The organism is Veronia pacifica (assembly GCF_001707825.1).
GTDB classification, from domain to species: Bacteria; Pseudomonadota; Gammaproteobacteria; order Enterobacterales; family Vibrionaceae; genus Veronia; species Veronia pacifica.
The window spans coordinates 1-26,815 of sequence record NZ_LYBM01000026.1 but is presented as its reverse complement, the minus strand read 5'-3'; the positions used below and the strand labels follow the sequence as shown (position 1 = coordinate 26,815).

General features: G+C 44.0%; 22 protein-coding genes and 1 pseudogene. 12 read left to right on the top strand and 11 right to left on the bottom strand.

What is annotated here, in order from left to right; genetic code table 11:
* Positions 1 to 111: 111 nt before the first annotated feature.
* The 5 genes and pseudogenes from A8L45_RS14010 to A8L45_RS13990 all read right to left on the bottom strand — a co-directional run bounded on the left by A8L45_RS14010 (position 112) and on the right by A8L45_RS13990 (position 6,388).
* Positions 112 to 1,404 (bottom strand): glycerate kinase type-2 family protein, encoded by a 1,293-nt coding sequence (locus A8L45_RS14010; RefSeq protein ID WP_068903414.1) that lies wholly within the window; start codon positions 1,402 to 1,404, stop codon positions 112 to 114.
* A 277-nt stretch (positions 1,405 to 1,681) separates the two neighbouring features.
* Positions 1,682 to 2,565: pseudogene (locus tag A8L45_RS14005) on the bottom strand (2-hydroxy-3-oxopropionate reductase).
* Between the two features lie 14 nt (positions 2,566 to 2,579).
* Positions 2,580 to 3,359: a hydroxypyruvate isomerase gene (gene hyi, locus A8L45_RS14000; RefSeq protein WP_068903333.1), complete on the bottom strand. Its 780-nt coding sequence runs from the start codon at positions 3,357 to 3,359 to the stop codon at positions 2,580 to 2,582.
* Between the two features lie 35 nt (positions 3,360 to 3,394).
* On the bottom strand, positions 3,395 to 5,176 hold the full coding sequence (gene gcl, locus A8L45_RS13995) for a glyoxylate carboligase (protein WP_068903331.1): 1,782 nt from the start codon (positions 5,174 to 5,176) through the stop codon (positions 3,395 to 3,397).
* 489 nt (positions 5,177 to 5,665) lie between these two features.
* Positions 5,666 to 6,388 (bottom strand): class I SAM-dependent methyltransferase, encoded by a 723-nt coding sequence (locus A8L45_RS13990; protein WP_068903329.1) that lies wholly within the window; start codon positions 6,386 to 6,388, stop codon positions 5,666 to 5,668.
* A gap of 470 nt (positions 6,389 to 6,858) precedes the next feature.
* On the opposite strand from A8L45_RS13990, the gene A8L45_RS13985 reads away from it, so the two are divergent.
* Complete coding sequence (locus A8L45_RS13985; RefSeq protein WP_068903326.1) at positions 6,859 to 7,188, top strand: hypothetical protein; 330 nt, start codon at positions 6,859 to 6,861, stop codon at positions 7,186 to 7,188.
* A 3-nt stretch (positions 7,189 to 7,191) separates the two neighbouring features.
* Here the strand turns inward: A8L45_RS13985 and A8L45_RS13980 are convergent, their stop codons facing one another.
* Positions 7,192 to 8,409 (bottom strand): iron-containing alcohol dehydrogenase, encoded by a 1,218-nt coding sequence (locus A8L45_RS13980; RefSeq protein ID WP_068903323.1) that lies wholly within the window; start codon positions 8,407 to 8,409, stop codon positions 7,192 to 7,194.
* A gap of 288 nt (positions 8,410 to 8,697) precedes the next feature.
* Positions 8,698 to 10,041, bottom strand: a complete 1,344-nt coding sequence (locus A8L45_RS13975; protein WP_068903318.1) for a uracil-xanthine permease family protein — start codon at positions 10,039 to 10,041, stop codon at positions 8,698 to 8,700.
* Between the two features lie 941 nt (positions 10,042 to 10,982).
* On the opposite strand from A8L45_RS13975, the gene A8L45_RS13970 reads away from it, so the two are divergent.
* From A8L45_RS13970 to A8L45_RS13945, 6 genes are all read left to right on the top strand, one after another.
* A complete protein-coding gene (locus A8L45_RS13970) occupies positions 10,983 to 11,708 on the top strand; it encodes a GntR family transcriptional regulator (protein ID WP_068903313.1) in 726 nt (241 codons plus the stop codon).
* A gap of 433 nt (positions 11,709 to 12,141) precedes the next feature.
* Complete coding sequence (gene xdhA, locus A8L45_RS13965) at positions 12,142 to 13,599, top strand: xanthine dehydrogenase small subunit (protein ID WP_068903310.1); 1,458 nt, start codon at positions 12,142 to 12,144, stop codon at positions 13,597 to 13,599.
* Positions 13,589 to 15,997: a xanthine dehydrogenase molybdopterin binding subunit gene (gene xdhB, locus A8L45_RS13960; RefSeq protein WP_068903308.1), complete on the top strand. Its 2,409-nt coding sequence runs from the start codon at positions 13,589 to 13,591 to the stop codon at positions 15,995 to 15,997. Before xdhA ends, xdhB begins: the two co-directional genes overlap by 11 nt.
* A complete protein-coding gene (gene xdhC, locus A8L45_RS13955; protein ID WP_068903306.1) occupies positions 15,997 to 16,854 on the top strand; it encodes a xanthine dehydrogenase accessory protein XdhC in 858 nt (285 codons plus the stop codon). The genes xdhB and xdhC overlap by 1 nt, the downstream gene beginning before the upstream one ends.
* A gap of 23 nt (positions 16,855 to 16,877) precedes the next feature.
* On the top strand, positions 16,878 to 18,197 hold the full coding sequence (gene guaD / locus A8L45_RS13950) for a guanine deaminase (protein WP_068903304.1): 1,320 nt from the start codon (positions 16,878 to 16,880) through the stop codon (positions 18,195 to 18,197).
* Between the two features lie 137 nt (positions 18,198 to 18,334).
* Positions 18,335 to 19,330 carry an adenosine deaminase gene (locus A8L45_RS13945; protein WP_068903301.1) on the top strand — a complete coding sequence of 332 codons (996 nt, stop codon included), beginning with the start codon at positions 18,335 to 18,337 and terminating at the stop codon, positions 19,328 to 19,330.
* A gap of 109 nt (positions 19,331 to 19,439) precedes the next feature.
* On the opposite strand, the gene A8L45_RS13940 is transcribed toward A8L45_RS13945, so the two are convergent.
* From A8L45_RS13940 to A8L45_RS13930, 3 genes are all read right to left on the bottom strand, one after another.
* A complete protein-coding gene (locus A8L45_RS13940; protein ID WP_068903299.1) occupies positions 19,440 to 19,853 on the bottom strand; it encodes a hypothetical protein in 414 nt (137 codons plus the stop codon).
* Between the two features lie 159 nt (positions 19,854 to 20,012).
* Complete coding sequence (locus tag A8L45_RS13935) at positions 20,013 to 21,014, bottom strand: S66 family peptidase (protein ID WP_068903297.1); 1,002 nt, start codon at positions 21,012 to 21,014, stop codon at positions 20,013 to 20,015.
* 543 nt (positions 21,015 to 21,557) lie between these two features.
* Positions 21,558 to 21,980 carry a nuclear transport factor 2 family protein gene (locus A8L45_RS13930; protein ID WP_245680729.1) on the bottom strand — a complete coding sequence of 141 codons (423 nt, stop codon included), beginning with the start codon at positions 21,978 to 21,980 and terminating at the stop codon, positions 21,558 to 21,560.
* A 150-nt stretch (positions 21,981 to 22,130) separates the two neighbouring features.
* On the opposite strand from A8L45_RS13930, the gene A8L45_RS13925 reads away from it, so the two are divergent.
* Positions 22,131 to 23,009, top strand: a complete 879-nt coding sequence (locus tag A8L45_RS13925; RefSeq protein WP_083228345.1) for a LysR family transcriptional regulator — start codon at positions 22,131 to 22,133, stop codon at positions 23,007 to 23,009.
* A gap of 82 nt (positions 23,010 to 23,091) precedes the next feature.
* Here the strand turns inward: A8L45_RS13925 and A8L45_RS13920 are convergent, their stop codons facing one another.
* Positions 23,092 to 24,027, bottom strand: a complete 936-nt coding sequence (locus A8L45_RS13920) for a GlxA family transcriptional regulator (protein ID WP_068903295.1) — start codon at positions 24,025 to 24,027, stop codon at positions 23,092 to 23,094.
* Positions 24,028 to 24,137: 110 nt separating this feature from the next.
* Between A8L45_RS13920 and A8L45_RS13915 the strand changes: the two genes are divergently transcribed.
* The 4 genes from A8L45_RS13915 to A8L45_RS13910 all read left to right on the top strand — a co-directional run bounded on the left by A8L45_RS13915 (position 24,138) and on the right by A8L45_RS13910 (position 26,531).
* Positions 24,138 to 24,662 (top strand): cysteine hydrolase family protein, encoded by a 525-nt coding sequence (locus A8L45_RS13915; protein WP_068903292.1) that lies wholly within the window; start codon positions 24,138 to 24,140, stop codon positions 24,660 to 24,662.
* Between the two features lie 276 nt (positions 24,663 to 24,938).
* Entirely contained in the window at positions 24,939 to 25,091 is a 153-nt protein-coding gene (locus A8L45_RS25025; RefSeq protein WP_217492162.1) for a hypothetical protein, read from the top strand.
* A 3-nt stretch (positions 25,092 to 25,094) separates the two neighbouring features.
* Complete coding sequence (locus tag A8L45_RS23855; RefSeq protein WP_083228349.1) at positions 25,095 to 25,352, top strand: S24/S26 family peptidase; 258 nt, start codon at positions 25,095 to 25,097, stop codon at positions 25,350 to 25,352.
* 63 nt (positions 25,353 to 25,415) lie between these two features.
* Entirely contained in the window at positions 25,416 to 26,531 is a 1,116-nt protein-coding gene (locus A8L45_RS13910) for an FRG domain-containing protein (protein WP_068903290.1), read from the top strand.
* Positions 26,532 to 26,815 lie beyond the last annotated feature (284 nt).

Here is a 26,815-nt window from a genome sequence, read left to right as displayed (position 1 = left end):
TTTCAACAATACCCAGAATAAAAAACTCGCTTCGAAGCAGCCAGAGAAAGGGAAAAGATGGCATTTTGATGCTGAAGCGAGAAGAGTGGGGCCGGTAGTTCACTGCCTGTATCAAGGATCAGGCAGGATCAATATCGCTCTGAAGTCGTTGACATTGGTTCGGGTTGGCCCCGTCACAACCAAGGTATTCAACGCCTCAAAAAATGCATAGCTGTTATTCGCATCCAGATAGAAGGCGGCATTAAGGTTTTTCTGTTCGGCGTAATGATAGAGAGACGGGCTGAGCAAGGCTCCGGCATTATCCTCTACACCATCAATACCATCAGTGTCGCAAGCTATTGCATGAATTTGGTGACGACACTGTTGGTTCTGCATCCACGTATACAAAGACAAGAGGAATTCACAATTCCTACCACCTCTACCGTTTTTATTTTTTACCGTGACTGTCGTTTCTCCACCAGACAAAATCACAACCGGTGGAGTGAAAGGCTGCTGCTGTGTCGCGCAGTGTACCGCCATTGCACCATGCATCATTCCAATATCTCTCGCTTCCCCCTCAATACTGTCACTGAGAATAAAAGCAGGTATATTTTGACCCTCTGATGCTTGTTTAACGGCCTCTAGTGACTGTAATGGCGTCGAAATTAAAACAATGTCACTTCTCGATAACTCGGGATCACCGGGCTTCGGTGTTTCACTATCCTCACTGGCAAGCCATTGACTCACCTGCTCACTGACAGAAATCTGATATCGTGCAAGGATTGCAGATGCCTGCTGTCTTGTTGTTGGGTCAGCGACTGTTGGCCCAGAGGCAATAACATCTGGCTCATCACCGGGCACATCTGAAATAGCAAGGGTTAGCATTGAAGCAGGATAAGCCGCTTTCGCGAGTCGGCCACCCTTCACTGCGGAGAGGTGTTTACGAACACAGTTAATTTCACTGATTGTCGCGCCAGAACGGAGTAACGCTTTATTGATATCGCGTTTTTCCTCAAACGGCACACCGTCTGCTGGAAGACTAAGAAGTGCCGACCCTCCGCCGGAGAGGAGGCAAATAACCTGATCCTTTTCTGTCAGTTCAGAGACAAGCTTGAGCATTCGCCTTGCCACCTTCTCTCCCTGATCATCAGGCACAGGATGCGACGCCTCTACGACCTCAATATGCTGACAGTCTGCACCATGCTGATAGCGTGTTACCACTAATCCTTTTAGTGGTCCAGTCCAGCAACTCTCCAGCTCTTTAGCCATGGATGCCGCTGCTTTACCAGCACCTATAACGACTAGCTGACCACTTTTATCCTCGGGTAAATACTGTTCAAGTTTACCGAACGGTAACGCCGCATCTACTGCAACGCCGAATAAATAACGCAAAAAACTCTGGGGATCCGAGGTGACATGCTCGATCCGTGCACTGTCTGTTACAACGCTATCAGAAATGTTAAAGATGTCATTCGAATCTACCAAAGTGCCGTTACTCCTTTATCGGTACTGTCTTTTACCCTTACCTAGCCGTTGATACTGGCTGGAGGACCCATTTTTATCAAGGCCTGACGCTGTCGCATGTTTATCGTTTAATTACGCTTACTCTTTCAGCTTATAATTTCAGTCGATACGATTTGTCATTAAAATTATAAGTGAAAAAGGCCCGGGCCCCTTCAATGCGCCGGGCAAGACTTCCGGTTTAGCGGATACTGTGTTTAGAAAGATGCTCTATCGCTTTGATCATGGCTGAGTGGTCCCAACCCTCGCCGCCTAATTCCGCGCAGGTTGAAAAGAGTTCCTGTGCTTGGCAGTATTCGGGAGTGCCACACCCAGAGACTCTGCTCCCTGAAGCGCGATGTTAAGATCTTTCTGATGAAGTTTGATTCTGAAGCCAGGGTCGAAGGTGCCTTTCACCATTCGTTCTCCATGGACTTCGAGGATTTTCGAGTTGGCGAAACCTCCCATTAATGCGTTTCGAATCTTAGCTGGGTCCGCGCCTGCTTTTGATGCGAAGACCAGGGCTTCAGAAACCGCCTCAATGTTTAATGCAACAATGATCTGATTTGCCACCTTGCAGACCTGCCCGGCACCGTTATCTCCAACCAGATTAATGTTTTTCCCCATGGCTTCAAACAGAGGTAATGCCGAGTCAAACGTACTCTCATCACCGCCCACCATAATTGTCAGTGCTGCATTAATCGCACCTACCTCTCCGCCGGATACAGGCGCGTCCAGGTAATCGGCTCCGGTTTCCTTCACTTTAGCTGCAAATTCTTTCGTTTCGATCGGCGATATAGAACTCATATCAATGACAGTTTTTCCAGCGCTCAAGCCTTGAGCTAATCCTTTGTCACTGAATAAAACTTCAGCCACCTGAGGTGTGTCAGGCACCATAGTTATAATAAATTCAGCTGCTTCCGCAGCCTCTTTTAAAGAGGAAACAACGTGGGCTCCACCCCCGATTAAATCAGCATCAGCCGCACCACGATGACTGGAAAGAATAATGTTATGTCCGGCCTTTTGAAGATTTTGCGCCATGGGCTTACCCATGATCCCTGTTCCGATAAATGCGATTGTACTCATAGTGCTTCCCCTCGTTATGCGCCGTGGCTCTTGAGCCAGGTGAGTCCTTCTTCTGTGGTTGTCAGTGGCTTATACTCACACCCTATCCAGCCGTCATAACCGATGCTGTCGATATGCTGAAAGAGGAATTTATAGTTGAGTTCGCCTGTACCCGGCTCATGTCTGCCGGGATTATCAGCAAGCTGTATATGACCAATCGACTCGATGTGTTCGCTGAGCGTAGGCGCAATATCACCCTCCATAATCTGCATATGGTAAATGTCATACTGAATCTTCAAATTGGAACTACCCACTTTTTCGAGAATGGACAGACCCTGCTTGGTATTGTTAAGCACGAAGCCCGGTATATCACGTGTGTTTATCGCCTCAGCAACTAAGCGGATACCCTCCTCGTTAAGCGCCTTGGCAGCATATTTGAGGTTAGCAACCAGCGTTGCCTCTGCTTCCTGCTCGCTAAATTTCTCAGGCTGAATGCCTGCAAGGCAGTTAATTTGGTCACAACCTAGCACTCTGGCATAAGAAATGGCCATCTCGAGCCCCGCGCGGAATTCATTTACACGCTCCGGGTTCGCGCCAATACCTCGCTCACCGCCATCCCAGTCACCTGCTGGCAAATTAAACAGCACCTGAGTAAGGCCATGCTTATCAAGCTCCTGTTTTATCTCCTGTGCGTCATACGCATAGGGGAACAAGTACTCCACCCCTTTGAATCCAGCTTTTGCTGCTGCACCAAACCGCTCAATAAAAGGAAGCTCGGTGAATAACATTGATAAATTGGCAGCAAGTTTTGGCATAGTTTATTTCCTTATTTGCTAGACATTTACAGAGATTATTGCTTTGAAGCTTTGGCAATTGCAGTTGGCGCGTCTGCAATACTCTCCGCCAAAGCTTCAAATTCATTGATCGCGTTGATATCAACGCCCATTGAGATATTGGTTACCTTCTCAAGAATAATTTCGACAACAACAGGTACCTGATATTGTTTCGCCATATCCCGCGCTTTCTGGAGTGCGGGCTCAATCTCTTCCGGATCCTTTACTCGTAAGGCCTTACAACCTAAACCCTCGGTCACAGCGACATGATCAACACCATACCCTTCAAGCTCTGGTGCGTTCTGGTTATCAAACGCCAGCTGTACACAATAATCGATGTCAAACATGCGCTGAGCTTGCCTGATTAACCCAAGATAAGAGTTATTCACCAATACATGTACATAAGGAAGTTTGAACTGTGCACCTGCCGCCAATTCTTCGACCATAAACTGAAAATCATAATCTCCGGATATTGCCACGACTTCTTTATCGGGGTTTGCAGCTCGTACGCCGAGAGCAGCAGGTACAGTCCAACCAAGAGGGCCAGCCTGACCACAATTTATCCAATGACGAGGTTTGTAAACATGTAAGAATTGCGCGGCTGCAATCTGCGACAAGCCTATCGTACTGACATAACAGGTGTCCTTACCAAATACACGATTCATTTCTTCATAGACACGCATTGGTTTGACAGGTTTTTCTGTGTAATGTGTCTTGCGGAGCATGGTTGCTTTCCGCTCCTGACATTCATCTACCCACCCTGTTCTATCGGGTAAAGAGCCCGCGCTTGCCAGCTCTCTGGCCACAGCCAACAATTCAGTAAGAGCATCCCCTGCATCAGATACAATACCGAGGTCAGGGCAAAACACTCTTCCTATCTGTGTTGGTTCTATATCAATGTGAATAAACTTACGGCCTTCAGTGTAAACACCGAGTGAGCCTGTATGACGGTTAGCCCAACGGTTACCAATACCGAGCACCAAATCAGAACGTAGTAGAGTTTCATTACCATACTTGTGCGATGTCTGTAGGCCAACCATACCTGACATGAGTGGATGATCGTCGGGGATACTGCCCCATCCCATCAGTGTTGGAATAACAGGTATATTTAAAAGTTCGGCAAATTCCTGAAGCTTGTCTGAAGCATTTGAGTTAATGACTCCGCCGCCAGATACAATCAGAGGACGCTCTGATTCGTTAAGCATCTTAATAACTTGTTCTGCCTGCTGTCTGCTGGCAGACGGTTTGTATGCTTCTAAAGGTTCGTAGCTATCAATATCAAACTCGATTTCAGCCAGCTGAACATCAAGAGGTAAATCAATCAAAACAGGGCCGGGCCGGCCAGACTTCATCACCTGAAAGGCATGCTGGAAAGCTCGTGGTACCAGTGCAGGTTCCATTACTGTTGCGCACCACTTAGTCACTGGCTTTGCAATAGATTCAATGTCTACAGCCTGAAAATCTTCCTTGTGCAGACGGTCTCTCGGCGCCTGGCCTGTGACGCAGAGAATCGGAATCGAATCAGCATGTGCTGAGTATAAACCAGTGATCATGTCTGTCCCTGCAGGACCTGATGTACCAATACACAGGCCGATATTTCCCGGCTCAGCTCGCGTGTATCCCTCGGCCATATGAGAGGCACCTTCAACATGCCTTGCGAGGATGTGCTGAATGCCCTCAACTTTCTTCAATGCAGAGTAAAAAGGATTGATCGCCGCGCCAGGTACGCCGAATGCTAAGGAAACACCCTCTTTCTTCAATACTGCCACTGCGGCGTCTATTGCTCTCATCCTCGCCATCACTAATTCCTTTTTGTATACAATAATTATTAACAATTGTATTCTTAGATCGTATTCACGATTTAAGCAAGTTCAAAAAGTAATCAGATCCGTCTCAATCGGAACTTTTGATTCGCTGTAAAAACTTAATTACTTGATTTAATTTTTATTATTTAAAAGAAATATTAATGCTGAAGTGTGGTATGACCAGTATGATAAATAATTATATCCGTCTTAAAAGACAGTCATTAAGGATAAATTTCTTTGACAGTACCAAAAATCATCAACAGAAAAATAACAAAAATTTCGCTAAGACAAGCTCGGTGATACGGTAATTTAAAAAATATTGCATGCAAAATAAAAACGGCTTTTATAGAAAAAGGTAAAAGCAGGGGATTATGTTGAAGTTTGACCAAGCGTTAGAGAGGTTGTGGAAGTAGATTGAGTACGAGGTGCCAAGGTAAATTAAGAGAGGCTATTAATGCATTAACTATCTAATAATAAATAGTTTTATTGTTCACTAAATAGAAATGGAGAGACAGGGAATCTAATATTGTCCATTTCAAGTGATGTAGACTTTTTCGAGCCTGAAAATACTGCGACACATCCCACAATGTCTATTTCAATGTAGTCAAGATGCTCATTAAGCACTTTTTTAAGTTCGTTCAAGGTATCCGACTGGTTAGAGTAAATACCAAACTTGTTGTAGATCTTCATTAACGTCTTTGCGGCGACACCAGTATCCAACGAACTGTCACATAACACTGTGCTGCCAAATAATTTTCCGCCCGGCCTTAAAAGCTTCAGTACGTTGCCTAAAACGACTGATTTTTCATCCATTGTGCCGGGTAAGCCATGTAATACAAAATTCAGACTCATTGAATCAAATTGCTCAGTTTCAACATTTAATGGGTCTCTAATGTCAGCAACATAAGTTTCTGGCCTAAAACGCTTAATACGTTTGGAGGTTGCTGATAAGCACGTTTTATTTGCGTCTACTAAACCAATACGGCAGGTATCTTTTTTTAAGCAATGGTCGAGAAAATATCCAGAGCCTACCCCCACATCAATATGGTTTTTAGATAATGATATCTCAAATTTTTCAGTAATAACCCGTGTCGGACACTTCCAAAAAAATAAATTTGTCATTCCTAATACCCAAAAATCATAAACCTGCAAAATTTGGCTATTGTAAATATTGAATGCTGGAAGCTTATGTTCATTTATATGCATATTAAACCTTAATCATATAATGCCTATTGCATTTATTTTTGCTGATACACATATCCCTTATTAAACGCGTAACACGCGATCTTTCATCTATTGATCATTGTAGGTCAGTAATTACTACAGTTAGGTTAATCACATACCTATTAATATTTCATTCTCAATAATGAAACAATTAAAAAACTGACATATTAATGGAACGTTAAAGCGAAATACCCCATGAAAACTCATCAGCTAATCGTGTAAGGTACAAAGCTTAAATTTCTCATATTTTTCATATTTGATTGATATTGCTTTAAAAATTGACGTACAAGCCTTGCATAACATTGATGATCAATTATCTATAGATGAATATGACAGCAACGCCTTCTATCAGGGCTCAGTTTAAGATACCGAGAACAACAAATAATATTATCGTTTTGCACCCTCAATCCGTTGAGTTGGATGCATTTTTTATTGAATAACGTCGAGTACCTATGAAAGAAATCAATGATCTTATAAATAAAGTGTTGTTGATTGGCATTTCGTTAATCGATACCGCTGATGATGCTATTGAGAGAATCCAGCTATTCGGTCCAATCATTAGGGTTGATGCGGAAGGCATAGTTATACGCCGTAACGATACCAAAACTGAATTTCGAATCCCCCCCGACTTTGAGCACTTAATGGCCGCAGAACCTGGTCAATACGTATTACATTCAACAGGCGAGGTGGTTAATGACCCTGACTACCTTTGTAGTTGGGTCATTTATGGTAATGAGGATCCAACGACCGGAAAATACCGATTATTTGACTACTCCACCTAACTTCTATACTTCTTTCGTTACCAGCCGCGCGATCAACTTTTCACACTGTAATTGATTCATATAAACAGGCACTGGATACGTCCAATGTGCCTCTTTCAAAGCGGCACTTGCCAGCATAGGAATATCATTACTCTTCAAGTCATCCACTGTTGTTGGAATAGAAAATGTCGCCTGTAAATGACGAACATAATCAATGAAAGCCTGTGCATTTTCTGACTCAGATTGGTGTTCACTGCTCACACCCGCCGCGTCGGCCAGCTCTGCGAGTCGAGGCTGAATATCATGCTTAAACTCGTCCAAGACGTTTGGTAGTACAATTGCATTTGCTATTCCATGAGGCGTTCCATACTTAGCCCCTAAGTTGTGCGCAATAGCATGAACATATCCGACACCCGCTTTAGTAAAAGCCATTCCTGCTAAATAGGAGGCAAACATGGTATTGAAGCGAACCTTCTCATCTTCGCCGCTTCTCACAGCCTGTTCAAGGTTAGTGCTGAGAAGCTTTATGGCCGCTATTGCGTAACCATCGCTGTCTTGTGCACGATTTCTCGACACATAAGCCTCAACGGCATGAGTTAGTGCATCCATGCCTGTTGCTGCAGTGACCATGGGGGGTAAACCTGTAACAAGCGTCGGGTCAAGGGCTGCCATTATGGGGACCAGTTTAGGGTCAATAATAGGCGTTTTTACATGAGTAACTGGATCTGAAACGATTGCTGCTATCGTCGCTTCTGAACCCGTGCCTGCAGTGGTCGGGATCACAAAGAAAGGTGCTGGTGCTTTAAAAAGACGGAAGTAACCAGACATTTTACGCACACTTTTCTTATTGTTGACAGCAGCCGCTATTACTTTGGCACAGTCGATCGGAGACCCTCCCCCTAATGCCAACACGCCAGTACATTTTTCACTATGATAACAGGCTAATCCTTTCTCAACTTGTTCCGACGTGGGATCGGGTAATACCCCGTCAAAAATCACGCAACTCACGCCCTCGTTTTCCAACTCTGCTTTTATTCTTCCAGCAAGACCAAGTTCAACCAGAGGTTTGTCAGTCACCAGTAAAATACGTGTTTGCCCCATCAGCGACAGGGTATGGCAAAGTTGAGCCGAGGAGTTGGGACCAGTGAACAGAGTAGGTCTGGGCAGTGGGACTATTGTTGACATCACAGCCAAGAGTGTCATAAAGCATCGGCAGATAAGAAGGCTGATTGTGTTCAGCATAAGACAATATTCCTTTAATTATTATTTCTACTTGTTTTTGAAATAGCGCAAAAATACAATACCACATGTTAGAGTAATTAATCTTAATTTGACGATTAGTCACATTATTTAGACTAAGCAATCATAATTAATAGGATCTTAAAGTAGGCCAAACGAAAATTCTAAAAAGAGAAAGAGTAAAATCAGACTGCGCTGCGAAAATTTCTATGCGTCGTGCTTTCGAAGAGGATGGTTTTTACAGTGTCAGGAGAGTGTCCCCATGAATGTAAATTCACAGGGACGGTCAAGTTACGCTTCTTCGGGGATAATCAGATTTAATATGATGGCAAGAAATGCCGCCGGGAGAAGACCCGATGTCAGGAAGACCTTAACAGTATCGTTCACATACTGAAGTGTTCCGGGCTCTTGCTGCAAACCTAGGCCAATAGATAGAGAAACAGCGAAGATAACCATATTTCTTCGGTTCCAATTCACCTCTGTCAGCAATGAAATACCAGCGGCCACTATCATACCGAACATCACAATAATACTGCCGCCAAGCACTTCAATTGGAATGGTGGTGATCAACGCGCCTACTTTTGGTACGAATCCGGCGACAATCAAGAATATCGCACAGATAGTGACAACACCCCGACTCATCATGCCAGTCAATGCAATCAATCCGACATTCTGTGAGAAAGAAGTATTTGGTAAGGCGCCAAACACACCAGACAAAGCTGAACCCAGACCATCGGCATAAGTTGCACCACGAATCTCTTCTGATGTTGCCTCTCTGTCCGCACCCGCTTTAGTAATACCTGACACATCACCAACCGTTTCGATAGCTGATATAAACGACATCAAACAAAAACCTACGATTGCCGCTACCGTAAAATCAATACCGAAATGAAAGGGATTAGGGATTGAGAAATAGGCGGCTTTGCCTACATTTGCAAAGCTCACCATGCCGAATGACCACGCAACCACATACCCAACCAACATCCCAATGAGGATTGCAGCAACAGACGTGACGCCCTTGGTCAGAAACTTCACACCGAGTGTCACAACGACCACGAGTATGGCTACTGTCCAGTTCAGTGCACTCCCATACTCCGCCGTTCCTTCAGCTGGAACACCGCCTGCCGCATACTGAATACCCACATGCACCAGGCTTAACCCAATCATTGTGACAACCAGACCGGTAACCAAAGGGGGAAGAGCAAAACGTATCTTACCGATCAAAGGTGCAAGTGCAGCATGGAAAAGGCCACCAGCAATAACGCCACCTGTGACCACTGCCATCGCGTCTACTCCCTTACCCGCAACGATAGGGATAAGGATGGGAACAAAAGCAAAACTTGTCCCCTGAACAATAGGCAGCCTGGCACCAATAGGGCCAAAACCAATGGTCTGAAATAATGTGGCAACGCCAGCAAACAGCATAGAGACCTGCAACATGTAAATCATATTGTGGAAATCTGGTGAGTTCGAACCATAACCAAATCCAGCCGCACCAGCGATAATAATAGCTGGTGTGATATTGCCGACGAACATGGCGAGTAAATGTTGGAGCCCTAGGGGAATAGCTTGAGAAAGGGGTGGTGTATAATCTGGATCTCTTAGTTTATCGACTAACGAATCATTGTCACTCATGTGTGAACCTCCCTGTGCCAGTTGCTGTAGTGGTAATACATTAAATTGAGCCAAACCACTGCTATCTAGCATGCAAAGTAGCTACATCAGATAGAAATACGTAAGACTCAGCACTCTTTAAAAAATGAAGTCGAATGCCAACCTCTAAAATTGAATACAATAATGATAGCTTGTGAATACAATTATTCTCGAGGTATCGTTTAATTAATGAGACAACAGAGGGTCTTAATTTGTAAATGAGCGACGAAAAAACTCACCAATAAAACATCCATTTTTTGTATTTTTATGCTTCTTATTTTATATATAATTGATACAAAAAAATTATATAAATAACTGTTATTGCTAATAATTTTTCCATGCAATGAAGTCTAAAAATAAAGGCAAGACAGATGGCGAATAAATAATTGAGCATAAATAATAAAGCCATTACTTTTCATAGTGTTAAAGATTTGTGTTTTTTTTGAGAATTCCGAACGTTTGCAACTAAAAGGTTTTTTTTAACATGATGAAATTCAAATAATGTCGCCTGTAAATTGAATAAATGTGAAGTGTCGACAAACTTGATGGTGGACCTAATTTGCTTTGAGGCGAAGTAAAGACGAAAACAGCGGGGCAAAGATATACCTACTCGGTGAATATTTCAGACGCATTGGCTACATCAATGGCCTTTGAATATAGCGAGTGTTAAAAACAGTAGGCCAAGTCAATTTTATTTTTTGATACTGGCTCACCAACCCCATGCCACCGAGCGTTAATAAATGTAATGTAAATAATCAAACTCTAATCAAACTTTCACTCACCCACAGTACAAATAGCTATTTTTGATATACAATTTGGTAAAAAAAATGTATGCGTTTAGAGTGATTAATTTGCCTTTTTAGATAAATAACTGGCATCATCATCATATCAAGAGCACATGGTTTACCACACAAGTTGGGCAGATGGCTGGATTATCGAAAACAAAAATCAAGACGACGAAGCAATCGTCACGTACGCAGGATGACATCGTTTATGGTCACATATTCGATGCTATTTTAGAGCATCGGCTTCCACCCGGCACAAAGCTCAGTGAAGAGGCGCTGGGAGAAATCTTTGGTGTGAGTAGGACCATAATCAGACGCGCGCTGTTGAGGCTATCGGTAGAACAGGTGGTAGTTACCCGTCCTAACAGAGGCTCTGTTGTCGCTTCGCCGAGTGTTGAAGAAGCCAATCAGATACTCAAAGCAAGAGAAGTACTTGAATTGGCCATCATCGAGTTAGCCACCAAACATGCCTCAAAGAAACAGATTGAAGAATGTCGGGCAATGATCATAGAGGAAGATAAGGCGACCCTAGAGGGCGATCAAGGGCGCGCTATTCGAATCTCTGGTGAGTTCCACATAAAACTGGCAGAGATGGCAAATAATCCGCCACTCTTAAGTTTTCAACGTAGCTTGGTATCACAGTGCTCTCTCATTATTGCATTGTACGAGACCAGTAAAGCCAGTAACTGTTCATTAGATGAACACACAATGCTGGTAGATGCAATTGAAGAAGGCGATGAAAAACACGCCAGAAACTTGATGGTTGAACACCTAAGCCATATCAAATCCAAGCTCCGCCTTAATGAAGTGAAGCCTCGTAAAGACCTGCATACTGTGTTCTCAAATGTAACGAATAAAAAGTAGTCATAACACTTTTGACTCTTCGGGCGAGGCAACCCCTGCTTCGCCAGTATTCACTAAATATATCACTGACAAACCAGTGGCTGAAAAGGCTATTCTGGTATTTAACTCAACCAATATTAACCGTAGCCGCCACATTCCTTCTCTGGCCTTATAGCCTTCAGTAACTTGTGATCTCTTTACACTGACACCACAAAAACCTCCTCAAAATCCTTATCAATAACAAACCCACAAAAAAAACCAGTTATTTATTAATCATCTTAAATAAATGAATTTATTGTGATTTATAAATAAAAAAGTAAATGCCACCTCCTTAGTCTCACTTTTAATCCCCGTTGGTTAACAAAATTTATTGACCGCTCGGTCAATAAATTCTAGAGTTTAAATGTTGCTGAGTGGTTAACAATTTGTCGCAGAATGTATCAAGGAGAATTTGGTGATTCGTTTTTTACTAAACCAAGAGATGCGTGAAGTGAGTGAGCTCTCGCCGAATACAACAGTATTGAAGTATTTGCGTGAGCAAGCAGGCAAGAGTGGTACCAAGGAAGGCTGTGGCTCGGGAGATTGTGGTGCGTGCACCGTCGTCTTGGGTGAGGTCAAAAATGGAGAACTTTCATACCAGAGCGTAAATGCTTGCCTGACGTTTATTGGTTCGCTGCAAGGCAAGCAGTTAATCACTGTCGAAGATTTAAAATCCGGCGAACAACTCCATCCAGTTCAACAGGCGATGGTTGAATACCACGGTTCACAATGCGGATTCTGCACGCCCGGCTTTGTTATGTCGATGTTCGCACTCACCAAAAATGCGCCTAACGCAGACAGAATGGATGTAGAGGAAGCATTGGCAGGAAACCTGTGCCGCTGCACAGGTTACAGGCCAATTGTAGATGCTGCCCTGTCAATCAGTCAGGAAGAAGCACTACATGATAGGTTCACCGAATACCAGACCGAAGTCGTTGAGAAGTTGTTAGCGATAACAGACCAACCCAGTCAGTTGACAGACAGGTCGCACAGCGCATTCATACCAACAAGTAGCGACCAACTCGCCGATATTTTACTTACGCATCCTGACGCAAAAATGGTTGCAGGTGGGACTGATCTCGCACTCGAAGTGACTCAGTTTCATCGTGACATCGACATACTTGTTCATTTGGGTAACGTCAGCGACATGAAAACTGTCAACGAGACAGACACTCACATTGAAATCGGTGCCAATGTGTCGCTGACTCAGGTTCACAACATCCTCAAGCCCTATTTTCCTGACTTCAGCAAACTGCTCCATCGCTTTGCATCGCTACAAGTCAGAAATCAGGGAACGCTCGGTGGTAACGTTGCCAACGCCTCTCCCATCGGTGACTCCCCTCCTCTGTTGATTGCTCTGAATGCCAGTGTTGTTCTCCGTAAGGGCAACAAGAGACGTGAAATTTCACTGGATGATTTCTTTAAAGGTTACAAGGTAACAGAATTGCAGGTATCAGAGTTTATCGAGCAAATACGCATTCCAAAACCTTCTGCCAACCAGATTTTTCAGGCTCACAAAGTCTCTAAGCGCATTGATGATGATATCTCAGCGGTATGTGCCGCATTTAATTTCACTATTGAAAATAACGTTGTCATCGATGTTCGCCTTGCATACGGAGGCATGGCGGCGGTTCCCGCCCGGGCAACACTCGCAGAACAAGCATTACGCGGTGAAGTCTTTAACGCAATCAATATTCAAAAAGCCATGACAGCACTGGAGGCAGACTTCTCGCCGATATCAGATTGCCGGGCCTCAAAGGAGTATCGCATCGAAACAGCAGCTAATCTGCTCTATCGGTTTTACTTACAACAACGGCTAAATCAGAGTGCTGAACAAGATATACAAATAGAGGTGATCAGTTATGTCTCGTAAAACTGCTCCCGAAATGACTCGTGAACAAATGTTAGAACAAGCCAAATCAGGGCTTAACACGGGTGTTGCGAAATCAGTAAAGCATGAGAGTGCTGCAAAGCATGTCACTGGCGAAGCGATATATATTGATGATAGACAGGAGTTCCCTAATCAACTTCATGTCTACGCGTTAACCAGCCCTCATGCATATGCAAAAGTGACTCGTATCGATACAAGTCCTTGCTACGATATTCCGGGTGTTGCCTATGTCTTGACGGCTGATGATGTGCCGGGCGAATTGGATATCGGTCCCGTTGAAGCTGGCGATCCCATGTTGGCTGACGGCGAAGTGAGTTTTGTGGGTCAGCCCGTTATTGCTGTCGCCGCTGATTCACTGGATAACGCCAGAAAAGGGGCAATGGCCGCTGTCGTTGACTATGAAATCCTACAGCCCGCAATTGATGTCGAGGCATCTCTTGCAAAAGAGTTTTTTGTCACTGACAGCCATACTCAAAAACGAGGAGATGCAAAAGCAGCTATTGCAGCATCACCGCATGTTCTTAAAGGCGACATTCACATCGGTGGTCAGGAACACTTCTATTTGGAAACACAGGCGTCCAGCGTGGTGCCAACCGAAGACGGTGGTGTCATTGTATACTGCTCCACACAAAACCCTACCGAAGTTCAGAAGCTTGTCGCCTCCGTGCTGGCAGTGCCCATGCACAAAGTCCTGATTGATATGCGTCGGATGGGAGGGGGTTTTGGCGGTAAAGAAACACAGGCCGCTTCACCTGCCTGTATCGCTGCTGTTATCTCAGTCAAAACCGGACGCCCCACTAAGTTCCGTCTGCCGCGTCGGGAAGATATGATAATGACAGGGAAACGACACCCTTTTTATAACCAGTATCGGGTAGGTTTTGATGATACCGGCCGCATTCAGGGGATAGAAATTGTCGTATCAGGCAACGCTGGATATTCCACCGATCTTTCCCGGTCTATTGTCGACCGGGCAATGTTTCACTCCGACAATGCCTATTACCTTAACAATGCCACCATTACCGGGCATTGCGTAAAAACACATACCGCATCAAACACCGCTTATCGTGGCTTTGGTGGCCCACAGGGTATGATGACCATCGAGCACATCATGGATGATATTGCCTGCAAGCTCGGCAAAGACCCGCTTGATGTAAGAAAACGCAACTACTACAGCGAGCACGATGGTCGCGATGAAACACACTATTTCCAGAAAGTAGAAGATATCCTGCTGGAGGAAATGACTGAGGAGCTGGAACAAAGTTGTGATTATCAAAAACGTCGCGAAGACATAAAGACCTTCAATCAGCAAAATCCGATCCTCAAAAAAGGGATCTCACTGACACCCGTCAAGTTCGGGATCTCATTTACCGCCACCTTCCTCAATCAGGCTGGTGCTCTTGTCACTATCTATACCGATGGCAGCATATGCCTGAACCACGGTGGGACAGAAATGGGCCAGGGCTTGCATACTAAGGTGGCTCAGATAGTGGCTGAAACCTTCAGTGTCGATATTGACACCATAAACGTCACCGCTACCAATACAGAAAAAACACCCAACACCTCACCAACTGCAGCATCATCCGGTACGGATTTGAATGGTAAAGCAGCCCAGAATGCCGCCATGACAATCAAGCAACGTATGGTCGATTTTGCCAGTAGCCATTACAAGGTCGATAAAGAAGATGTCGTTTTCAGCAATGGCATTGTATCTATAGGCGATCAGGCAACAATGACCTTTGCAGATTTTGCTGAGCTGTGTTGGTTCAATCAAATCTCACTGGCAAGTACGGGTTTTTACCGTACGCCAAAGATACACTATGACCATAAAAAGGCCAGAGGCCGCCCCTTCTACTACTTTGCCTATGGAGTCTCCTGTTCTGAGGTTATCCTTGATACCCTCACAGGCGAATACAAGGTACTTCGTGTCGATGTCTTGCATGATGTCGGTGCAGCGTTGAATCCCGCTATCGACATTGGTCAGGTCGAAGGTGGGTTCGTTCAGGGTATGGGTTGGTTAACCACTGAAGAACTGGTATGGAATGAGTCTGGCAGTCTTGCAACAGCAGGGCCCGCGACTTACAAAATACCCGCAGTGAATGACGTCCCAGAAGTTTTTAATGTAAAACTGGTTGAGAATCGTGCCAACCCTGAGGACACCGTATTTCACTCTAAAGCTGTCGGTGAACCTCCCTTTATGCTCGCCATCTCTGTATGGAGCGCCATCAAAGATGCCATTGTCAGTATTGCTGATGACGGCGTGATCCCTTACCTACCCGCCCCCGCAACACCTGAGCAGGTATATCTCGCGATTAAGCGTGCCCGTGAACATAAGGTTCAGGACGACGTCTCCGAGTCTAAAATATTGGGAGAGACCGCCTGATGCAAAATTACGACTGGATACATACGCTGGCAAAATATGAGAAAGAAGCCGTTCCCTGTGTGCTGGTGACTGTTATCGACGAAAAAGGCTCAGTACCCAGAAGTGCCGGAACCAAAATGCTGGTAACAGCCGACGGGATCACTGACACAATTGGTGGTGGGCACCTGGAACATATGGCAACACAACTTGCGCGCAAAATGTTAGAGAACAGGGTCAGCTCAATGCAGATTGAACGATTCAATCTCGGTGCCAGCTTGGGTCAATGCTGTGGCGGCATGGTATCAATTTGTCTGGAGCCGATAATGCCACAACGCTATCCACTGATGCTGTTTGGTGCGGGACATGTCGCCAAAGCACTCGTCCCAATACTTGCTAGCCTGCCTTTTTCTATCATATGGGTGGACGAACGCGAGGAGCAGTTTCCAGACAATGTGCCAGAGAATGTTGAAACCAAAGTGACTGATGACCCGGTCGCCGAGGTCTCAGAACTGGCAGCCAATGGCTTCTACCTAGTGATGACCCATAATCACCATCTGGATTTTGAGCTCACCAAAGCAATCTTAAAAAAAGGCGACAGTCGCTACTTTGGCGTAATTGGCTCCGAAACCAAACGCAAGCGATTTGAACATCGCTTGAAACAACGTGATTTTAGTCCTGAACAGATTAACAGCATGATCTGCCCTATTGGTATTTCAAATGTGGCAGGTAAACATCCGTCTGAGATCGCTGTATCAGTCGCTGGTGAGCTAATTGGGTATTATCAGACCCTTGAAAATAAAGCACAAAATGTCGATAAAATGGCTGAGAACACACTGACACTTTCAAAAGCTAACAATGTCAAAAAAGCCCGGGCATAGATAAAGAACAAGGAAAGCAAAGAATGAGCAATGAAGCGTCTTCTCGAGAGGCATACCGGGCATCCGTTTTACACAGTATTGGCAACCCGACACACATGGGTATTGAAAACAGTTTTCAATACTTTGAGGATGGCCTGTTAGTTATCAAAGATGGCCACATAGAGGCGCTAGGGCATTACAGGGAGTTATCTGAACAGCTCCCTACCAGCCTCAACGTTATTGATTTACGCGGGCAACTCATCCTTCCAGGATTTATTGATACCCATATTCACTATCCGCAAACCAGAATCATCGGTGCCTATGGCGACCAACTTCTTGACTGGCTGAATAACTATACCTTCCCAGAGGAGATGCGTTTTTCGGATGTTGACTACGCATCAGAAGTTGCAATTGAGTTTTTTGATCAGCTGTTGATGAATGGCACCACGACAGCACTGGTCTTTGGTACCGTGCATCCGGAATCGGTGGATGTCTTTTTTCAGGAAGCCGAGAAGCGTAATTTGCGCATGATTGGCGGAAAAGTGTTGATGGATCGACACGCACCAGAGGCTCTCTCCGATACCCCAGAAACCGGCTACCAAGACAGTAAAAACCTGATTGAAAAATGGCACAACAAAGGCCGATTACATTACGCTGTCACTCCCCGCTTTGCCCCTACCTGTTCAGATGAACAACTGGCGATGGCTGGTAAATTGCTGGCCGAATATCCTGATGTCTATTTACATACCCATTTATCTGAAAATAAGCAGGAAATTGCGTGGGTAAAAGAGCTTTTCCCTGAAAGTAAAAACTACCTCGATGTCTATGATCAACACGGTTTGGTCAAACCAAGGGCTGTCTTTGCCCATGGTGTTCACCTTTGCGATGAGCAGTGCCACCGCATGGCAGAAGCAGGAGCGGCAGTCGCTTTCTGCCCGACATCAAATTTGTTTCTGGGCTCAGGTCTTTTCCCTCTGGAGAAGGTGGAAAAAATTGGCGTCCGGGTTGGAATTGGCACTGATATCGGCGCAGGCACTACTTTTTCAATGATTCACACCATGGGTGAGGCATACAAGGTAATGCAAATGCAAAGCTGCAAACTGCACCCGATAAAGTCTCTCTATCAGGCCACCTTGGGTGGGGCTGAAGCGCTGTATTTATCTGACAAAATTGGCAACTTCATTCCCGGAAAAGAGGCGGATTTCGTTGTCATCGATCCTGAAGCGACAGAGCTCATGAAAACAAGGATGGAGCACTGTAAAAATATTGAAGAAAAGCTGTTTGTTCTTACCACATTGGGCGATGACCGAGCGGTATCACAAACTTACTCACTCGGCAGACGGGTTTACTCGCGAGATAACTGAATTATTGCCATGATTAGTTAAGACACTGGTTTTATTACACTTAACGATTGCCAGTGTCCTGTTAATCCCAATCGAGCGAACAGATAGGATTCGTGAACATTAGGGTTAACGCCACGTAATATCATGGAGTTGTCAGTATGGAAGATTTTATCCGCGACATGCCAAAAGTAGAGTTACATCTGCATATTGAAGGCTCTCTTGAGCCAGAGTTAATGTTCGAACTGGCCAAACGAAACAATATCCGTTTACCCTACTCCAGTGTTGAAGAAGCCAGAAATGCCTACCAGTTTACTGATTTACAGTCTTTTCTTGATATTTACTATCAGGGCGCAAATGTTCTGCAAAACCAGCAGGACTTTTTTGATCTGACCTGGGCTTACCTTCTTCGTTGCCAACAGGACAATGTTAGGCACACTGAAATTTTCTTTGATCCACAAACTCATACTCAGCGAAATATTCCTTTTGACGTCGTCATAAACGGTATCACTGATGCGTTAAAAAAAGGCGAAGAGGAATTGGGGATAAGCTCTCAGCTGATCATGAGCTTTCTGAGGCACCTCAGTGAGCAGGATGCATTTGAAACCCTTGAGCAGGCTCAACCTCATCTGGATAAGATTGTCGGGGTTGGACTGGACTCTTCTGAAGTGGGTCATCCACCAGAAAAATTCTGTCGTGTTTTTGCCGCCAGCCGTCAACTTGGACTAAAGTGTGTGGCGCACGCCGGAGAGGAAGGACCGCCAGACAATATTCGCTCCGCCATTAACGATCTGAAAGCTGAGCGGATAGACCATGGCGTGAGATGTACGTCAGACAGAAAATTAGTCGATGATTTAGCCAAGATGAAAATGCCGCTGACAATTTGCCCACTGTCTAACATCAAACTACGCGTGTTTTCCTCTATGGAGCAGCACAACATCCTTTTTTTGTTGAAAAAGGGGCTGTGCGTGACCATCAACTCTGATGATCCGGCGTTTTTTGGCGGCTATATGACAGATAATTTTATCGCCGTACACAAAGCACTGAATCTTACCCGGCACCAACTGGTTCAATGCACCATTAATGCTATTAACGCCTCGTTTATCGAGGCAGAGAGGAAAGAAGCATTGCTAAAAGAAATAAAGGACTATTACTAAAAGATATTTGAGAGAAAAACAGCAGGCATTTAAATAATGGCGGGTGAGTCGATCGTTGTGAACCAGTGATTAGATGACTCGTCGGTTCGCTACCGACGAGCCCTACAAATCACGCGGATTGATCAAAAATGTCTAGCTCTTCAACATCAGCTGGCTTTTTTGATTCACCATTCTCAGGTAACAGTAATTCATCGGCTTTATCTTTCCCCTGTTCGTAGAGTTCACTGCCTTTCTCTTTGGCTCCTTCCCAGATATCGCCGCTTTTTTCTTTGGTTGAATCCCATGCGTCAGCACCTTTTTCTTTGGTCTTATCCCAAAGGTCTGAGCTTTTTTCTTTGGTTGAATCCCACGCTTCTTCTGTACCGTCTTTGGTTGCGTCCCACAGGTTTTCACCCGCTTCTAACGCTGAATCCCAGGCACTTGACGCCGATGATTTCGCCTTATCCCAGCTGCTTTCCTCACCGTGAGCAACACATGAGAGTCCAAGCAGAGCACCTATCAGCAACGTCTTTCCAGTAGCCATCGATTTTTCCCCAAACTAGTTCATATTCATTGGTTTAAATGTAGTCTACCAAATAGTATGACAGAGAGAGAGTGGTTTACCATCCCGGTCTCACTGATGAGTCATTCACAGCATCTTGACAGATAAGGAAAGACAGTACAGGTTCGGAACTGGCGGCGACTACCACTTATCTTCAAGGCGCACTGTCTCTTGCTCAAAGTCAACGGTTACCGTCGCCCCAAGCGGCATCGTTAGCATGGGGTGCGTATGGCAACAATCAAAATCAACGACAATTGGCAAAGGCTGGTCATTCAGTACTTCTCTAAGAACATCTATTGGCTGCCGCTTTGTGCCTTTATCATTAAATTTCTCATGCTTGCCCAACAGCACAGCACTTACGCGATCAAATACCCCACACGCCTTTAAGTGAGCAAAACTACGCTCCACACTTTCGATGCCCTTTAACGAATCCTCAAGCAATAAAATATCGCCGTCTTCAATCTCTGGCATGTAAGGACTTCCCCAAATGCCGGCCATAGTATTGAGATTCCCACCTATGAGTCGTCCTGTATACACACCCTGCCCCTGAAAGACCCACTGATTTGGCTGTGTACTTTTCGGGCCGCTTTGAGTTTTCCAATCGATGAATTCATCCGTCCATGCTTCAGGCATAGTGTACTGATGAGATTGGCCCATTCCATTTATGACTAGCTGTTTAAAACTGTCATAGGTGTCGTCGACCATTGGAGGAAATTCGCCAAAAGATGCCACCAGCGCGGGCCCGTAAAAAGTGATTAGACCTGTCTTTGCATAGATGCCCGAAAGTAAGGCGGTCACATCAGAATATCCAATGATGATTTTTGGATCTTTCAGCAGTGCTTCGTAGTCAATGTAAGGCAGCAGCGCATTACTGTTCATGCCGCCAATCGTTGACATAATACACCTCACGGCGGGATCTCTTATCAGGGCATTCAACTCCTCAGCTCTCTCTTGGATCGAACCAGATCGATAATGATCTGTTTTACCCGTCAGCGAGCCAGCTTTAAGAATAAATCCTTTTTCCGACAGGAAATGACGGGCTCTCTCAAAACGCCCAGTGGCCAGAGCAGTAATTGGAGTAGAAGGAGAAAAAAAAGCAATCGTATCGCCCTTTTTAAGGGCTGGTGGTAGGGTCTTTTCCATCGTTAATTCCTCACACGTCACGCTCTTATGTTTATGTCACCACATATGTGATTTTTTATAGATATGTGTCCAGACAATAACACCACGCTGTTTGACCACAACGCAAGAAAACGTGAAATGCGATTGAACTCTACGCAAATATCAGATGCGACCAACGTCGTGGAGATAGTCTAATTTCAGAAAGTTCGTTCTGTTTCAGAGTGAATGAGGCAGGACATGGTCAAGCTGATATTTTCGACGATGACTCTCGCATTGACTGATGAGATTGTGTGATTGTGTAGCAACTGTGACTTTGTTGGTACACATTAGGGCACCTCTGTATCAGGCGCTCAATGGTAATGAATTCAAAATAATGTACCTTTATAAAGAGTTACAATTTTTTAAATATGAAACTGTCCACATTATTTATTATGAAACAAGTTAATCTTTCATAGACCCAAAAAGTGTATTTTAATAAAAAAATTTGCTTATTAATTTTTTAACTCAATGAGTCTATGAAATTTTTTATTTAAAAATCATTATGAAATATTGAATAACATCTAATTACATATTCCAGAAGTTATCTTCTGCTTCTTGATCTGATGAGAAAAGCCAGACTTCTACAATCTTTCCATCTTCAATTCTGAATAAATCTGAGCCCTGCATATCGACCTCATTGCTAACATCGCCAATCACTTTACTTCCGCTAAATTTAACAGGAGCGGAGACAAAGTCGCCGTTTGCCATAGCTTTACCGTCAGGTTGAACAACGAATGAGCCTTGACTGTCTTCCATCATACCGCCAACCATAGCACCGACTTCACCGAAACCCTGCTTATCACCGGAGAACTTATTGTCACCTGGTTGATGCCATACCACACCATCAGAAAAAAGGCTGGCAAATTTATCTAAGTCTCCAACTGCCAGACTTGAAAAATACGTGTCGATAATTGCCAAGTTCTGAGTTTGCATATTAACTGATGACATAAGATTCTCCTTTTTTAAATTATTTTCATCAAATTTTTAATTCTTAATTTCATATACTAATTATTTATTGATTTAATTGTAGTTTCTTTAATTAATCATAGTAAGGGACTAAATTCAAATCTCACTGTTACGATTATCGGAATAATAGAAATGCAGTTACAAAGACTCAAGGCCATGGCAGTGTTTGCAGCAGTCGTTAATACTGGCAGCTTTAATAAAGCGGCAACTCTGTTAGGTATCAGTAGGCCAGCCGTCAGCGAACAAATTCGAAAATTGGAAGAGCTGGTGAAAGTAAGGGTATTACAACGATCCACACGCACACTCAGTGTCACGCCTGACGGTGAAAAAATTCTCCCGCTCGCCCAGTCGGTACTGGAATCTCTTGTAATGACGGACAAAGTTCTGTCACAAGATGAGTTGCGTGGAAAAATCCGCCTCAGCACGACCTACGATATTGCCAACAAATGGCTGCTCAAAAGAATCAATGAGTTTTCAACACAATACCCTTTTATTGAATTTGATTTTCTTATCAGTGACGACAGAGTTGATATGATAAAAAGCCGGGTTGATCTAGCGATTCGGGTATCTGCGATGGATGAAATGGGATTCGTCGCGAGAAAACTATTCGATGATGAACTGGAAGTTTATGCAGCCCCCTCCTATCTCGACACCTTGAATGAACCTGTCACAACGGAAAACCTTCTCTCACAAAGATGGATTTTGATCAGTAACCTCAAGAATGGAGGCGAATTGGTATTACAGAGACAGTCGGAGATACTGCGTTTTTCGCCGGTGAATTTTTTTGAAACCAACTCCCCTGTCTTCGCCAAAGATATGGTTTTTTCTGGCATGGGGCTTGGTCTACTCATTAACCACATTACCAGAGACTGTGTGGAAGCTGGAAAACTGGTGAAAATATTGCCCGGCTGGAAAGCCAGACAGTTTTCCTGTTATCTGCTCTACCCCAGTCGCAGTTATCTGCCAAGAAGAATGCAGATTTTTATCAATTTCCTAATGAATTCAAAATAGGTCATGCAACACGAAAAAAAGAGTGCGCTATCAGAGTAAAATCACCATGATTTATTTACTCAGGATAGATTCTACTGCGTCGTTAGTCCGATGAAGAGTAAGTACTAAATCGCTTTCTAAATTCTGTTGGGGTGAGGCCATACTCCCTCCTGAACACCTTTCTAAAAGCACTGACATCTTGATAACCAACATCATACGATATCTCAGCAATTCCGTTTTTAGTAAGTTGCATCAATTGGCAAGCGTTGTGTAGACGCAGCTTCTGTAAATACTGGACTAGCGTGGAGTCTATGGCATTGAGAAAACGCCTTTGTAATGTTCTGGCGCTCACAAAATGTTTCGATGCGATATCTTGAACAGAGAGGGGTTCAGCAAAGTGCTCATCCAAATAACGTTGAACTCTCAGAACCAGCTCATCACCATGATCCAGTCTGGGAACAAACTGACGGTAAAATCTCTGGTCGCGTAAACCGCAATCTACAACCAGTTCTTTCGCCAGACTCAGCGCAATTGTCGGTGAGGTAAACAACGAGATTATCTCGAAAACCAGATCAAGCCATGCCATACGGCCGCCCGCAGTGATAACATTCCCCTCATTTACAATGATCGCACTGTCATTAAGTTTTACTTGAGGGAAATCAGCCCGAAAAGGCTCAACCAATCTCCAGTGTGTCGTACAAAACTTATTATCTAAAAACCCACCTCTTGCGAGAATAAATGCGCCGACACAGGCCGAAGCAAGCACGGCACCCCGTTGCTGCATCTTTAACAGGTAGGTATTGAGAGGTGTATTGGTTTGAGTATAGAAATCATCGTTAATACAAGGCGGTAGCACCACGACATCAACGACCCTTTCTACATCAAAATCTTCCAGCGTGCTTACACTGACATCGAACCTAATTGATACATCAAACTGCTGACAAATTGTGTTTGCAAGCGTCATTGACTCAACAACACCATGTACCGCAGATTGACTGGCTGTTGGATAATTAATGACCTCAATTTTAATTGTTTTCATCCTATAACCTTTGTCGTATTTGCCTTCCTTCGTGTCATTTTAGACTCTCACTTCAACAGCTCAAATTCAGCATAATGGACACATCAAACAAGGTACAGGGAGGAAATAACATGGCTAAACAGGCATTAATTGTCATCGACATCCAAAACGATTATTTCGATAACGGGCACTACCCGCTTTATCATCCTGAGATCACCACAGCGAAAATTCTTGATGCTATGTCCATCGCGAATGAAAAGAACATCCCCATAATTCATATTCAGCATCTCGTCTCGCCTGAATTGGGTGAAGGTCTCTTTTTCTATGATGAATCCGAAGGCGCAGAAATCCACAAAAACATTATGGCTGAAGCGCCCAACTCACCCGTTGTTGTTAAGCGCCATGCTGATTGTTTCGAGAAAACCAATCTTGAGGCATTACTTCAGGAGATGGGGATAGAAGAGATCGTGCTAACGGGCATGATGACCCACAACTGTGTGACCCATACAGCCCTGTCTCCGGCAGCAGCCAAATACAACCCTAAAGTGATTGAGGAATGCTGCTGTACCGTTGATCCGATTTCGCATGCATTAGCGGTGGATTCAATGCAAGTTCGCGGTATCAAAATGCTGACTGTAGAGGACGCATTCGCGTAAAGCCTACAAACACCAGCGATAGATCTTGATATATAAAATGCCAGTCATTACCCGACTGGCATTGTTGTTTCTACTTGGCGTTTACGGGCTGGTTTATGAAATGAAGTATCAATCGCAGCTTGATGTTTGCGATAACTAAAGATCAACCTATTGAGCCTGAAACAAGCCGCAAAAATCGTGTCTGATTAGAAAACTACAGGGCTATTTGGAATACTTTGATCGAGTATTTTTACATCGAAAGATAAAAGTATTATCCAATTTTAAATGCCTGCAAACATGTATTTAAATACTGGGATTTCGATGACTTGGTTGACGCTGGGAGAAGGTGAAGCATTCCCTGAATCTGGACGATTGGTTGATGCAGTATCTGTTCATACGCTCAAGAACGGCGATCTATCTGCTAACGGTGCAACATCTATTGATGATTGAACACTGGCGAAATATGGCCTTAAAGCGAAAGAAACGCTGGTTATTGAGCAAGACGGCAGCCTGCTGTTTATCAATACCTCAGAGACCGACGCCATTTCAGGTAATTACCTCATCGGTATTGATGGCCGCCTATCAGTAAACTCTGTTCAACGCCTGCCAGGTAAGCAACTGGCGATCAGCTTTGATGGCAATCAAATCACCGTCTCTGAATCTGATATAGAAGTGAAAGGCCGAGTGGCTATGGTGATGGGGAGAGGGTGAGTCCCTCAAACCGGAAGTAAGAAAGTTATAAAAATAATAGATAAGTAAGAGGGAAATAGTTATATGCAAGGTCAGTGGTTTGGGGCAGTTTCTGGTACAAACGATGGGGAGATAATTCTAAACATAGATGATAGAGATGACAGTTTTACAGGCCTCGTTCACTATGAGGATAAAGACAACTCGATGCCATCACTTATGGCATATATCGATATAATGAGGTTCGATGACTATCGATGTATTTTTGACATTACAGATATTTTAGCTGTGCATCCAGTTACTAAAACAGTGGACAGCTGGGATAGCATTAAATCATATCATGACAATGAAATGTTCATTCCTAATGAGGTTGTTGTAATAGTTGAGAGAATAGACAAAAACACAATCTCTATAAAAATGACAACTGATATTGGCACAGAAGTGAGTGGTTTTCTTAATAGCATTAACTGTGGTAAAGATTCGTCACTTACGCCTCTTAACTACAGTTGGGATGAGTTCAAAAGACACGCCTTAGATTTTTCAGATGGAACAATATTTCGAGGCCAGAACCAACAATGGAAATTAGAAACAGGTTTTAATAGACAAGGTAGATATGATCTTGTCAATTATAGAAATAAGTGTATTCCTGAGTTACATAGACAATTGACGACAGATACAAAATATCAGTTTAAGCTAGCTGATAACAAAGATTTCGGCGCATTTCTCAATCTCGCACAACATCACGGTTTTCCTACACCATTACTAGACTGGACATATTCACCTTATGTTGCTGCCTTTTTTGCATTTAGAGGTATAACTTCTAAAGATGCAAAAGATAACCCAGAGAGAAAAGTTCGTATTTTTATGCTCAACAGAACATTACTCGAAACCTATCATGTCGGTTTAGATTCATTGATAGTAAATTGCTTTAATCTAGCTGTCGTAGATTTGCTAGGCACTGAAAACCCACGCATGATTCCGCAACAAGCTACCGCTACAATATCAAACGTTGCAGATATTGAAAAATTCATCAAGAAACTTGAGCAGAAGCATGATATCTCAGTTTTACAGTGTATTGATATACCTTGGAGTGAGCGGGATAAAGTCGTTAGAGAATTGACTCTGATGGGTTTAACCGCTGGGTCACTCTTCCCGGGAATCGATGGTACTTGTGAAGCTCTTAAGGAAAAACTGTTCGCTTGACCATGATCTGCACAAACAAGACGCAAAACGCTCGGATTTCCACCACTTAGACAGGCTATGCCGTAGTTTCAATACACAGCATAATCAATACAACATAAAATTCGCACAACGAACCTTTGTTGTGCGTCTGAAAACGTCAAACAGTCACTCGACTGTTCACTCGCCGCAGGCATAGTAATTTCCACTAAACATAAATCGTAGGCTCTGACCTGCACCCCAAAAACTAGTCCAATCGGTCCTTAGTAACATCCGTTTGGTTGTGTTCTTTGCCTTGGGTTCTAATC

Coding starts and splice junctions, on each gene's coding strand:
- A8L45_RS13945 (WP_068903301.1), top strand. CDS start 18,335: ATGGAAGATTTTATCCGCGACATGCCAAAAGTAGAGTTACATCTGCAT.
- A8L45_RS13920 (WP_068903295.1), bottom strand. CDS start 24,027: ATGAAAACAATTAAAATTGAGGTCATTAATTATCCAACAGCCAGTCAA.
- A8L45_RS13980 (WP_068903323.1), bottom strand. CDS start 8,409: ATGCTGAACACAATCAGCCTTCTTATCTGCCGATGCTTTATGACACTC.
- gcl (WP_068903331.1), bottom strand. CDS start 5,176: ATGGCGAGGATGAGAGCAATAGACGCCGCAGTGGCAGTATTGAAGAAA.
- A8L45_RS13985 (WP_068903326.1), top strand. CDS start 6,859: ATGAAAGAAATCAATGATCTTATAAATAAAGTGTTGTTGATTGGCATT.
- A8L45_RS13975 (WP_068903318.1), bottom strand. CDS start 10,041: ATGAGTGACAATGATTCGTTAGTCGATAAACTAAGAGATCCAGATTAT.
- xdhB (WP_068903308.1), top strand. CDS start 13,589: ATGTCTCGTAAAACTGCTCCCGAAATGACTCGTGAACAAATGTTAGAA.
- A8L45_RS25025 (WP_217492162.1), top strand. CDS start 24,939: ATGTATTTAAATACTGGGATTTCGATGACTTGGTTGACGCTGGGAGAA.
- hyi (WP_068903333.1), bottom strand. CDS start 3,359: ATGCCAAAACTTGCTGCCAATTTATCAATGTTATTCACCGAGCTTCCT.
- A8L45_RS13935 (WP_068903297.1), bottom strand. CDS start 21,014: ATGGAAAAGACCCTACCACCAGCCCTTAAAAAGGGCGATACGATTGCT.
- A8L45_RS13910 (WP_068903290.1), top strand. CDS start 25,416: ATGCAAGGTCAGTGGTTTGGGGCAGTTTCTGGTACAAACGATGGGGAG.
- A8L45_RS13915 (WP_068903292.1), top strand. CDS start 24,138: ATGGCTAAACAGGCATTAATTGTCATCGACATCCAAAACGATTATTTC.
- A8L45_RS13940 (WP_068903299.1), bottom strand. CDS start 19,853: ATGGCTACTGGAAAGACGTTGCTGATAGGTGCTCTGCTTGGACTCTCA.
- A8L45_RS13990 (WP_068903329.1), bottom strand. CDS start 6,388: ATGCATATAAATGAACATAAGCTTCCAGCATTCAATATTTACAATAGC.
- A8L45_RS13930 (WP_245680729.1), bottom strand. CDS start 21,980: ATGTCATCAGTTAATATGCAAACTCAGAACTTGGCAATTATCGACACG.
- A8L45_RS13925 (WP_083228345.1), top strand. CDS start 22,131: ATGCAGTTACAAAGACTCAAGGCCATGGCAGTGTTTGCAGCAGTCGTT.
- guaD (WP_068903304.1), top strand. CDS start 16,878: ATGAGCAATGAAGCGTCTTCTCGAGAGGCATACCGGGCATCCGTTTTA.
- A8L45_RS13970 (WP_068903313.1), top strand. CDS start 10,983: ATGGCTGGATTATCGAAAACAAAAATCAAGACGACGAAGCAATCGTCA.
- xdhC (WP_068903306.1), top strand. CDS start 15,997: ATGCAAAATTACGACTGGATACATACGCTGGCAAAATATGAGAAAGAA.